Source organism: Sneathiella sp., from assembly GCF_041689005.1.
Lineage (GTDB): Bacteria > Pseudomonadota > Alphaproteobacteria > Sneathiellales > Sneathiellaceae > Sneathiella.
This window is the reverse complement of record NZ_JBDNHC010000176.1, coordinates 57,193-67,976: the sequence shown is the minus strand read 5'-3', so window position 1 is coordinate 67,976 and position 10,784 is coordinate 57,193. Positions and strand designations below refer to the sequence as shown.

The 10,784-nt window shown below is 59.0% G+C and carries 13 protein-coding genes and 3 tRNA genes; 5 read left to right on the top strand and 11 right to left on the bottom strand.

The window, feature by feature from the left end; translation table 11 throughout:
* Positions 1-46: 46 nt before the first annotated feature.
* The 3 genes from ACESNI_RS19015 to ACESNI_RS19005 all read left to right on the top strand — a co-directional run bounded on the left by ACESNI_RS19015 (position 47) and on the right by ACESNI_RS19005 (position 887).
* A tRNA-Gln gene (locus tag ACESNI_RS19015) sits at positions 47-120 on the top strand.
* 106 nt (positions 121-226) lie between these two features.
* The gene (locus tag ACESNI_RS19010) at positions 227-490 is read left to right on the top strand and encodes a Rho termination factor N-terminal domain-containing protein (protein WP_373089983.1); all 264 of its coding nucleotides are present in this window, start codon (positions 227-229) and stop codon (positions 488-490) included.
* Between the two features lie 214 nt (positions 491-704).
* The gene (locus ACESNI_RS19005) at positions 705-887 is read left to right on the top strand and encodes a hypothetical protein (RefSeq protein ID WP_373089981.1); all 183 of its coding nucleotides are present in this window, start codon (positions 705-707) and stop codon (positions 885-887) included.
* Positions 888-929: 42 nt separating this feature from the next.
* On the opposite strand, the gene ACESNI_RS19000 is transcribed toward ACESNI_RS19005, so the two are convergent.
* Both ACESNI_RS19000 and ACESNI_RS18995 read right to left on the bottom strand, forming a co-directional pair.
* A complete protein-coding gene (locus tag ACESNI_RS19000) occupies positions 930-1,538 on the bottom strand; it encodes a hypothetical protein (protein WP_373089979.1) in 609 nt (202 codons plus the stop codon).
* Positions 1,539-1,685: 147 nt separating this feature from the next.
* A complete protein-coding gene (locus tag ACESNI_RS18995) occupies positions 1,686-1,937 on the bottom strand; it encodes a hypothetical protein (protein ID WP_373089977.1) in 252 nt (83 codons plus the stop codon).
* A 178-nt stretch (positions 1,938-2,115) separates the two neighbouring features.
* Here ACESNI_RS18995 and ACESNI_RS18990 point away from each other — a divergent pair, with 178 nt between their 5' ends.
* The gene (locus ACESNI_RS18990) at positions 2,116-2,454 is read left to right on the top strand and encodes a PilZ domain-containing protein (RefSeq protein ID WP_373089975.1); all 339 of its coding nucleotides are present in this window, start codon (positions 2,116-2,118) and stop codon (positions 2,452-2,454) included.
* Between the two features lie 6 nt (positions 2,455-2,460).
* Here ACESNI_RS18990 and ACESNI_RS18985 read toward each other — a convergent pair whose 3' ends face one another.
* Positions 2,461-2,718 carry a hypothetical protein gene (locus ACESNI_RS18985; protein WP_373089973.1) on the bottom strand — a complete coding sequence of 86 codons (258 nt, stop codon included), beginning with the start codon at positions 2,716-2,718 and terminating at the stop codon, positions 2,461-2,463.
* Between the two features lie 160 nt (positions 2,719-2,878).
* Between ACESNI_RS18985 and ACESNI_RS18980 the strand changes: the two genes are divergently transcribed.
* Positions 2,879-4,153, top strand: coding sequence for a pentapeptide repeat-containing protein (locus tag ACESNI_RS18980; protein WP_373089971.1), 1,275 nt, complete (start codon positions 2,879-2,881; stop codon positions 4,151-4,153).
* 13 nt (positions 4,154-4,166) lie between these two features.
* Here the strand turns inward: ACESNI_RS18980 and ACESNI_RS18975 are convergent, their stop codons facing one another.
* The 8 genes from ACESNI_RS18975 to ACESNI_RS18940 all read right to left on the bottom strand — a co-directional run bounded on the left by ACESNI_RS18975 (position 4,167) and on the right by ACESNI_RS18940 (position 10,646).
* Positions 4,167-4,469 carry a hypothetical protein gene (locus ACESNI_RS18975; protein WP_373089969.1) on the bottom strand — a complete coding sequence of 101 codons (303 nt, stop codon included), beginning with the start codon at positions 4,467-4,469 and terminating at the stop codon, positions 4,167-4,169.
* A gap of 89 nt (positions 4,470-4,558) precedes the next feature.
* Positions 4,559-4,633 (bottom strand) — tRNA-Glu (locus ACESNI_RS18970).
* A 27-nt stretch (positions 4,634-4,660) separates the two neighbouring features.
* A tRNA-Glu gene (locus ACESNI_RS18965) sits at positions 4,661-4,735 on the bottom strand.
* 99 nt (positions 4,736-4,834) lie between these two features.
* Entirely contained in the window at positions 4,835-6,616 is a 1,782-nt protein-coding gene (gene recJ, locus ACESNI_RS18960; protein ID WP_373089966.1) for a single-stranded-DNA-specific exonuclease RecJ, read from the bottom strand.
* Between the two features lie 12 nt (positions 6,617-6,628).
* Positions 6,629-7,585: a class II fructose-bisphosphatase gene (gene glpX, locus ACESNI_RS18955; RefSeq protein WP_373089964.1), complete on the bottom strand. Its 957-nt coding sequence runs from the start codon at positions 7,583-7,585 to the stop codon at positions 6,629-6,631.
* A gap of 59 nt (positions 7,586-7,644) precedes the next feature.
* The gene (locus ACESNI_RS18950; protein WP_373089962.1) at positions 7,645-8,937 is read right to left on the bottom strand and encodes a homoserine dehydrogenase; all 1,293 of its coding nucleotides are present in this window, start codon (positions 8,935-8,937) and stop codon (positions 7,645-7,647) included.
* Between the two features lie 2 nt (positions 8,938-8,939).
* Positions 8,940-10,148 carry an LL-diaminopimelate aminotransferase gene (locus tag ACESNI_RS18945; RefSeq protein WP_373089960.1) on the bottom strand — a complete coding sequence of 403 codons (1,209 nt, stop codon included), beginning with the start codon at positions 10,146-10,148 and terminating at the stop codon, positions 8,940-8,942.
* Positions 10,149-10,328: 180 nt separating this feature from the next.
* Positions 10,329-10,646, bottom strand: a complete 318-nt coding sequence (locus ACESNI_RS18940) for a hypothetical protein (RefSeq protein WP_373089958.1) — start codon at positions 10,644-10,646, stop codon at positions 10,329-10,331.
* Positions 10,647-10,784: the final 138 nt, after the last annotated feature.

Sequence of the window (10,784 nt, the reverse complement as noted above, 5' to 3'; positions counted from 1 at the left end):
TAGTAGAGCCGCCTGCCCCGTTTTTGCGGGCTCTACACCGTTCCGGTGGGGAATCGTCTAATGGTAGGACAACGGACTCTGACTCCGTCAATCCTGGTTCGAGTCCAGGTTCCCCAGCCATCTTCATCGTGAAACGCATCGATCTTCCTCCCCCTCGCGGAACTAAATGCCCGCCGCCATTGTTGTCATTACACCCTGATTTTTGACGGCAAGAGGAGAGCCCGCCATGACAAAGAACCACGGCGACCAGATTAAAAACGATGAGGTATATGAAGAGCTGCGTAAAAAGGGCAACAGCAAGGAAAAGTCGGCACGGATTGCCAATGCCAAGGCAAATCCCCGTATGCACCCCTCGAAAAAGGGCGGCGAAGCGAAGAACTATGAGGATCGCACCCGGGCCGAGCTATACCAGCGAGCGAAAGAAATCGGCATTGATGGCCGCTCCGGCATGAGCAAGGACGAATTGATTAAGGCATTACGCACTCACTGAGGTCTTCGCAATCCCTGGCAACCGGGCCGGATGCTCCTCCCCTATCCCTGTGCATTCGGCCTCTCCCCCCCGGCGCCCTTCGGGATTTTCCCGACTGGCGCCGGGGAACGGGATCAGCGGCCCGCCTTCCTCCCCCTCGCGGAACTTTTCCGCCGTTACAGAGTTGGGAACACATTGAAGAAGACCGACGAATTCTTTTCAGGAGATCACTATTATGCGTAAAATTTTATTTCTGCCCGTTGTCTTGACCGCTCTGTTGCTCGCTGCCTGCAGCTCCGATCCGCAGCCGCCGGCAAGCAAGGGTCAGCAGCTCAGCGATCTGCAGCGGGCCTATCAGAACCGGGCCATCACGGCTGAGGAATATGAAGAGCAGAAAGAGAAAATACTCGACGAATGAAGCTGGAAAATTACGCCGTGAAGAGGCGGGGCGCCGGGATTGTCAAGCGCCGAGCTTTGCCGCCCGGTGGTCGGGACCCGGCGTTTGTGGCGCCCCATCAGCCAAATCCGCCGGGGCCAAATCGCGCTCACTGCCACCTGTCGGCAAGAAGGCTGGCACTGATAATCGAGCGGGCATAAACGACCAGGCGATCAGCACAAAAATCAAGCTGAACGGCGTAAAAAACAAGCTCAACATCGCCCAGAGCGCAATCGCGGAGGACAAGCTGGCAATCGTCAGCGATCCGGCAAGCTGTGTGTAGATCAGGAACCCCGTGATGACCGCCTGCGGCAGGCAAAGCCCGACCCAGAGAGCATCGATGAGCCGCTTTTCCCCGCCGCTGCGTTGCAACTGGATAACCAGCCGGTAGCCCAGCCAGGTAAGCGGCACCAGAAAGACGAACAACCGGATGAATATTTCAAGGAAGCCCGGAATAAAGCTGTGCGTCTCCGCCTCCCGAAACAGGATATCGAGAGTAACGGCGAGGGCAGAAAAAACGGCGGCGGCGATGACCGGCAAAGCAAAAATCAGCCGCATGGTCCATGAACTGGCCTGAATTAAAGCGAGGCCTGAGTTAAATATTTCACAGGATTTATCTTTTACTGCAATCATTTACAAGACTTCTATACCACTAAAACTCAACAACTCTCGCCTGCCCGGCAACCCACGATGGCAGCGTGGAAGTAGATGTAGCATATCCGCCCGGAAAGCCAAGCCGATAGTTGTCTGTAAAGAGCCCGGATACGGGCGTAGCAACGCCTATTCAGCGGCGAGTGTCGACATGATTCCGGTGATATCGCGAAGGTCCGCTGCCAGTGGCAGAAGGCTGCGCGCGCGCTCTGCCCTGTCCGCTGTGTCCCGCTCAGTGTCGCAGGCCGCCAGCAATAAATCGAGGGCGGCAGAATTGGCGGCAACGGCGCGAATGCTGATCGATTTTCGGTCAGGAGCATTGGCGCCGGTAAAATCAGATTTTAATCCCCGCAACGGCGAGGCAACTTTCTGTTCGCGCATGATAAAGGTCCTCATCAGGGTTCAGGCTTATATCCTATCGCCGGACAGTGAAGGAAAGGTTAACAAATGCCGTGCTGGCCGTCGCCGCAATGGCAACGGCTTATTAACCTATTTACGTAAAGCTGTCCCTATTCCTTTTGCCGTCAGACACACACCCTCTGAAAATTCTGGAGTGATTATGAACCCTCGACCCCCTGACAACCGCCGCGCGCACACCCGGATTGTCCATGAAGGTGCCGCAATTCTCACCCATGACGGCGACAAGCATATCGCCCGCATCCTGAATATTTCAGTGGGCGGGGCCGGTTTGCAAATGGATGTTCGCCTGCCGGACAGCACCGAGATTTCCGTCGAGATTGAGGATTTTGGCCTGATCCCGGCCCGCATTGTCCGCCAGACAGACACCGGGGGTGTCGGCGTGAAGTTCGAGATTTCCGAAGAGCGGGAGCAGCAGTTTATCCGCCAGATTGCCCGCGTCGTTGCCGAGAAACGCCGTCAGAACTTCCATATCGTCTAAGCGCGCTCAGCCCCCCTGACGGCCCGCATGCAGAAGCTGGCGGGCGTCTTTGTGGAACATCTCCGCCAGTTCATATTCGTCCTTCAACTGACGGATTGTCTTGGCAGAATCAGCTGCTGTCAGCCCACCATCGACGCTATACTCCGCAAGCGCCGTCGCGCCGGCATTGGCGGCGAGGTGAAACCCCTTGCGCAAATAGGCCTCGCGCCGATTCCTGACCCAAATTTCAAGAGCATCGACCTGTTCCTGCGTCACAACAAACATTCTGCCTCATCCTCACGGCCGTCCGGGCCGATTCATAATTCTCACGGACGGACCGCAACTAACTATTAACCTTGTCCGTCTATATTGACCAAGTATGGTGGAAAAATATTAATCTAGTCTTACTGTTGGTAAGATCGGAACAGACAAGGAAAAGGCTGGTATGACGTCTATGACGCCACAGGAAATTATGGAAATGCTGTCCGAGCACGGGAAATGGCTCAGCAATTCGAAAAAGGGAGCGCGGGCGAATTTCAAGCATGAGGATTTTACCGGCGCCAATTTCGAGGGGGCGAAGCTCCAGAAATCCTGCCTTTCCGGCTGTAAGCTGTCCCGCACGATCTTTCGGAATGCCAACCTGATCTCCGCCGATCTCTATGCGGCCGACCTGACCAAGGCGGACCTCACGAACGCCCTGCTGATCCGGGCGGATTTGCGCGGGGCCGAGTTGAAAGGCGCGCGCCTCAACGGCGCTAATCTACAAGAGGCGGATTTCCGGGGCGGCTCTCTGATCCTCTCCGGCGGCGAAACCGTCACGTTTCCCACCTCTGACCTCAGCGATGCAGAAATGAACGACGTGGTCGCGGAAAAGGCCAATCTGAACGGCGCTAATCTCTCGGGGGCCGTGCTCAACAATGCCAACTTCGCCTATTCCCAGCTTCGCGGCGCCAACTTAAGCAATTCGGAGCTCACAAATGCCGGCTTTACCGGCTCGGATATGTCCGGTTGCGACCTCACCAATGCCGACCTCAGCGGCGCCGACCTCAGCAAGGTGAACCTGAATGGTGCCAAGGTTGAGGGCTGCAATTTCGAGAATGTCAATCTGGACGGCGCGTCGCTGGAAAATGTCGATTTCTCGAAATCGAAGGCCGTCGATGTCGCCGCTGTGCCGGAAATTATTACAACGCCGCTGCCGCCCAACCTTCAGGCCCTCCTGAAAAAGCATTTTCTCTGGGTCGAGACCAATGGCCTCAAGGGCGAGCGCGCCGACCTGTCCGGCATGGACCTCTCGAACATGGATCTCAGCAACTGCGCCCTCAGCGGCGCGACATTGCGCGGGGTTAATCTCAAGGACGCCAATTTACGTGGTGCCCAGGCCGTGATGAGCGATATGTCGCAATGTATCATGGAGGGGATCGATCTTTCGGGCGCGATCATGGAGGGGGTTAACCTCTCGCGCTCAAACCTTAAAAAGGCAAACATGAAGGGCGCGATCCTGACCGCCGTCGATTTAAAAGATACGCGCGGCGAGCCGCTGGGCAAGAAATGGCCCGCCAATCTCTCGGCGGCAAATTTTTCTGGGGCCAACCTTGAAGGCGCCAACATGACCGACGCCAACCTCATCGACGCCAACTTCACCGGCGCCACCCTGACCGGCACCCTGTTCGCAGGCGCCGACATGGAAGACGCCAAGTTCGACAAGAAAGTCAGCGCTTAAGCGCAATCAGGCATTAATGGATCTTCTGGTCGCCGGTGCCGTTGTCGAACTCGTAGACATGGACGAAATAGCCGGCCATCGGGTTGCGGTTCAGGTATTCGACCAAGTAGTCGCGGGCGGCGGGGCTGGCATCCCGGATCATATATTGCCAGAGCGGTTCCATCGGGCTGGTTTTGGTATCGGTCTGGGGGATGCTGACCGATCCGCCCCATTTCACGTCAAAGCCGCTCAGGTAGTTTTCCGCGTAATGGCGGAACACATCCGCCTCGTCGATATTCACTCCGGCCTTGTGCTCAAAGCAAAGACGCAAATTCATGTAACTCTCCTGTCCGATCAAACACCTGCCACGGGGTCACCGCGGGCCGCTACCTCTAACATGTAATGGGCAAAGACGGAAAGAAAAGATGGTATCCCCTAGGAGAATCGAACTCCTCTTTCCAGAATGAGAATCTGGCGTCCTAACCGATAGACGAAGGGGACGTGAAATCTTTGTTACCGGAGGCGAGATGGTATCCCCTAGGAGAATCGAACTCCTCTTTCCAGAATGAAAATCTGGCGTCCTAACCGATAGACGAAGGGGACATTATCGCTGGAGGCAGGATTTACCGATCTTCGCCTGACATATCAAGTAAAAAATCCGAAATTGGGCAAATTTCGTCACTTTGCTGGCCACGGACGGGATCAGGAGAGCCGGAACGCATCCTCAATCAATAATTGGGCCGAAATCGTACCGCGCCAGCTGTTTTTGCGCAAATGCCCGGCGATATGGAACGACGCCCCCTGATGACCGAGCAGCGCGTCGCCGAGCGGCGTTTCCAGCGCCCGAAAACAGATACCGGTAAGCCGCCCGCGTCCGGCCATGCCGGTGAGGATGCAGCGGACATGGGTCTCGCCGACGATGCTCGCCTGCACCAGCCGGACATTGGTGAGCACAAACCTCGGCTCCGGATTGCCCGCGCCATAGGGTCCCGCCTGCTCCAGCAGGGTAATCAGGTCCGTATTGGCGCCATCGATGGCCAGCGCCCCATCAAGGCCGAGGCTGGCGGTACGGGAGGCCTCGCTCACCGCGCTCCCGAGCCGATGGATAAGAAAGTCGCGAAAGTCATCGATCTTGTCCGTGGCAATCGTCAGGCCCGCCGCCATCATATGGCCGCCACCGGCAATGATAAGCTCCTTGTGGCGGGCGGCACCGACCACCGCGCCCATGTCCACCCCCGGCACCGAGCGGCCGGAGCCCTTGCCAGTGTCCCCGTCGAGTGCGATGACAATCGCCGGGCGCTGATAGGCATCCTTCAGGCGGCTGGCGACGATGCCGATGACACCGGGATGCCATCCCTCCCCGGCGACGACAATCACCGCATCATCCTTCAGCGAACTGCCCTCGACCAGCGCTAGCGCCTGCTGCTGCACCTCGGCCTCGATGGTTTTGCGCTCCTGATTATAGCCGTCGAGATACTGGGCAAGACGACGGCACTCAACGGGGTCCTCGGTCGACAGCAATGTCGGGCCATAGCCCGGCTTGCCGACGCGCCCGCCCGCATTAACACGCGGCCCGAGCAGGAACCCGGCGTGATAGGTGCCCGGCGCCTCGTCCAGGCCGGAGATGTCGGCAAGCGCCGAGAGACCCGGATTGCCGCGCCGCGCCATCACCTTCAAGCCTTGCGCCACAAACGCCCGGTTGAGGCCGATGAGCGGTACCACATCGCAGACCGTGCCGAGGGCCACAAGGTCGAGCCAGTGGCGCGGATCGGGCTCAGGGCGGGTCTCGTTATACCAGCCCGCCGCCCGCAAGGCCCGGTTGACCGCGATCACCAGCAGGAAGGTTACCCCGACAGCGGCAAGATAGGTATAATTCTGGCTCTCGTCATGGCGCTTCGGGTTGACCACCGCCACCGCCTCGGGCAATCGTGTCTCTGCCTGATGATGATCGACAACGATCACTTCAAGCCCGATCTCACGGGCATGGGCGAGCACGTCGAACGAGACAATGCCGCAATCCACGGTGACGACCAGCTGGACACCTTGCGCTTTCAAGCTGTCCATCGCGCCCTTGTTGGGGCCGTAGCCTTCGGTCATGCGATCGGGAATATAGATGATAAGCGGATGGGACAACGCGTTGAAAAAACGCTTTAGCAACCCCGACGAGGTGGCGCCATCGACGTCATAATCGCCAAAGACGGCAACGTTTTGCCCGCCCCGGATAGCGGCGGCGATGCGGTCGGCGGCAACATCCATATCCTTGAAGCTGGAGGGATCAGGCAGCAACTGGCGCAACGTCGGGGTCAGGTACTGCTCCGCCATCTCCAGTGTGACATCACGTCCGGCCATTACCCGGCCGACAATCTCCGGCACGTCGAGACGCTGGGCGATGGCGAGACCAAGCCGCTCATTGGTCGAGCGAAGACGCCAGCGCTTGCCCTTCAGGGAGCTGTCAACATCCAGAAATGCGGGGCTCAACTCCATGAGAATGGCTGCTTATGCGTTATGCTCGCCCCTGATATAGCGCACCGTGCCGGTGTGCGAGCGCATGACAATGGATTCCGTATAGACGCGGTCGCGGCGCTGACGCACGCCGCGCAGCATCGACCCGTCGGTCACTCCGGTCGCGGCAAAGATCACGTCGCCCGCCGCCAGTTCCTCGAGGTTATAGACGCGGGTCAGGTCCTGAATGCCCCATTTGGCGGCGCGGGCGCGCTCGTCGTCATTGCGGAACACCAGCCGTCCCTGCATCTGCCCGCCGATACAGCGGAGCGCGGCGGCGGCCAGCACACCTTCGGGCGCGCCGCCGGTGCCGATATACATATCGATGCCGGTGTCGGGATTGGCGGTCGCCATCACGCCCGCCACATCCCCGTCCGAGATCAGCTGGATGCGGGCGCCGGTCTCGCGAATGTCGGCAATAATAGCGGCGTGGCGCGGCCGGTCGAGAACGCAGGCCATGGTCTGGTTGACCGGCACGCCCTTGGCCTTGGCAATCGCGCGCAGGTTCTCGCCCGCGGATTTATCGAGATCAATGATCCCGGCGGGATAACCGCCGCCAACGGCGATTTTCTCCATATAGGTATCCGGCGCATTGAGGAAATTCCCCGATTCCGCGAAAGCAATCACCGCCAGCGCGTTCGGCCCGCCCTTCGCGGTGAGCGTCGTCCCCTCCAGCGGGTCAAGCGCGATATCGATCTTGGTGCCCTTGCCAGTGCCCACCTTCTCGCCGATATAGAGCATCGGCGCTTCATCGCGTTCGCCCTCGCCGATGACGATCGTGCCGTCAATCGAAAGCATGTTGAGCGCCTTGCGCATGGCATCAACGGCGGCCTGATCTGCTGCTTTCTCGTCGCCAAGACCGACAAGGTTACAGGCGGCGCGGGCCGCGGCTTCCGTCACGCGGACGATTTCCAGCGTAAGATTTCTGTCCAAAGACGAGGGTTTAGTCATTTTTTCTCTTTCTTAATCTTAAGTGCATTCCGGTGAATACACTCGGCATCAACGACGAGCTAAAGTGAAACAATACGGATCATACGCGGCTTTGCCACACTATGGGTGAATTTTTCGATTTTTTCGAGCGCCCGAACCAGCGCCGCCTCCTGCACCTGATGGGTAACGAGGATGACCGACACCGCCTCCTGCCGCGAGCGGCCGCGCTGCAACAGGCTCTCGATGGAGATATTTTCGTCGCGAAAGACGGCCGCGACATCGGCGATAACCCCGGAGCGGTCGTAAACCGTCAGGCAGACATAATAGCAGCCGATATGGTCATCGACGCTGACCTTGGGGATATCGCTCATCCGCGCCATCGGCACGCCGAAGGTCGGGGTATGGCGGCCAAGCGCGATATCAACGATATCGGCAACCACGGCGGAGGCAGTCGGTCCCTCCCCCGCGCCGCGTCCGACATAAATCGTGTCATCGACGAAATCGCCCTCGACGACGACGGCATTGAAGACGTTGGAGACATTGGCAATGGTGGTGTCACGCAGCACCATGCAGGGATGAACCCGCTGCTCGATCCCCTTGTCGGTGCGCCGCGCGACGCCAAGCAGCTTGATGCGATAGCCGAGTTCCGTGGCCGCGGTGATATCAGCGGCGGTGACATTCCGGATCCCCTCCACATAGACACTGTCGAAATCGACCGGGGTGCCGAACGCAAGGCTGGTCAGGATCGCCAGCTTATGGGCGGCATCAACGCCGTCGATGTCAAAGCTGGGGTCGGTCTCGGCATAGCCCAGTTCCTGCGCGTCCTGAAGGATAGCGTCAAACTCGCCGCCGGTTTCCTCCATTTCGGTCAGGATATAGTTGCAAGTGCCGTTGAGAATGCCGTAGACGCGACTGATGGCATTGCCCGTCAGCCCCTCGCGCAGGGCCTTGACGATGGGAATGCCGCCAGCAACCGCCGCCTCATAGGCGAGCGATGTATTATTATCTTCGGCGAGGGTCGCCAGCTCGCTGCCATGGATCGCCAGCAGCGCCTTGTTGGCGGTGACGACCGGCTTACCGGCACGGAGCGATTTCATGCAAAGGTCGCGGGCGATCCCCTCGCTGCCGCCGATCAGTTCCAGCACGATATCGACTTCGGGATCATCGGCGAGCGCCCGCGCATCGTCATACCAGGTCAGCCCGTCGATCGAGACGCCTCGGTCCTTCGCCCTGTCGCGACCCGAGACGGCGGTAACGACAAGCCGCGCACCGGAGCGCGCCTCCAGCAGGTCCCTGTGGGTCTCGATGATTTTCAATACCCCGACACCAACGGTGCCAAGGCCTGCAATGCCGATTTTTACGATAGTGCTCACAATTACGATGCCTTGAGTTTTGCCAGATGCGTCTCCGCCCCGGCCATGAATTTTTTAATGTTGCGGGCCGCCTGCCGGATGCGCTGCTCGTTCTCGACCATGGCCACCCGCACGAAACCGTCGCCATGCTCCCCGAAGCCGAGCCCCGGCGCAACAGCGACCTTTGCTTCCTGCAGCAATAGCTTCGAGAACTCTAAACTGCCAAGATGGGTGAAGGGCTCAGGGATTGGCGCCCAGGCGAACATCGTCGCTTCCGGTGAGGGCACTTCCCAGCCTGCCGTGGCAAAGCCCGAGATCAGCACATCACGGCGCTGGCGATAGAGGGTGCGGAATTCCTCCACACAGTCTTGCGGGCCGTTGAGGGCCGCCGTCGCCGCGACCTGGATCGGTGTAAACGCACCATAGTCGAGATAAGACTTGATACGGGCGAGCGCGCCGACGAGGCGCTTGTTGCCGGTCGCGAAGCCCATCCGCCAGCCGGGCATGGAATAGGTCTTCGAAAGCGAGGTGAACTCGACGGCAAGTTCGCGCGCGCCCTCCACTTGCAGGATCGAGGGCGGCTTCACGTCGCCAAAATAAATCTCCGCATAGGCGAGATCGGAGAGGATATACATCTCATATTGCTTGGCAAACTTGACTACTTTCTTATAGAAGTCGAGATCGACCGTCATCGCCGTCGGGTTGGACGGGAAATTGAGGATCAGCGTTGTCGGTGCCGGGATGCAATGGCGCACGGCCCGCTCCAGCGCGGCAAAGAAATCAATGCCCGGCCCAACCTCGAAATGCCGGACCACCGCCCCGGCGATAATAAAGCCGTAAGGGTGGATCGGGTAGCTCGGGTTCGGCGACAGAATGACATCGCCCGGCGTGGTGATCGCCATGGCAAGGTTGGCCAGTCCCTCCTTGGAGCCGAGAGTGGCGATGGTTTCCGTGTCCGGGTCAATCTCGACATCGAAGCGGCGCTTGTAATAGGCGGCGTTGGCGCGGCGCAGGCCGGGGATGCCCCGGCTGGTCGAATAGCGGTGGGTGCGGCCATCGCGCACGGTCTCGACCAGCTTGTCGACAATATGCTGGGGTGTCGGACTGTCCGGGTTTCCCATGCCGAGATCGATGATATCCTCGCCCGCCGCGCGCGCCGCCGCCTTCATTCGATTAACTTCCTCGAACACATAGGGGGGTAAGCGCTTTATACGGTGGAAATCGGGATCCATCAGCCTCTTCCTGTCACTCTTAATTATCGGGGGGAACAGCTCGGCATAAAGCCTGACAGCTGTCCCTGTTCAATCCTAACCGGGTGTTTATACGAGTTTGCGGTAATTTAGAAGAAAGATTTGCCCCGAAGGGCGGCCTACGACTGTTTTTGGTCGCGACGGCCGCTCAAGGCGTGGCAATCAGTTGCTTGGCATCGGTTGGACCGATGTATCGGCGCGGAGAAGCTCATCCGTGTAACGGGCATTTGCGCGGTCGGCACGGAGCTCATCCGCAATTTCCCGGGCCTCACGCAGGGTCGCCACATCAGCGGGCTTGTCGGGGACCGAACTCAGCTTGGGATACTCGGCTGTATCCGCTGCCTCATCACCATCGGAGGAACAGCCCGTCGCCGTCAGGGCCAGCGCCAGCAGCAAGCCCGCGGCGACGTATTTCAAACGTCCGGGCAGCCGGGTTTCACGGCTGTTCAGAATATCAGGGGTGGTCAGAATATGTGTCATCCGGTGCGCCTGTCCTGCAATCCCCCCAGATCCGGGGCGGTTCTATTAGAGATTGACAACTTTTTGATGTAACTTACCTAAATACAAGGATATCATAAAACATAGGAAGGGCAAGTTCGCAACGTATTCTGATCGCTG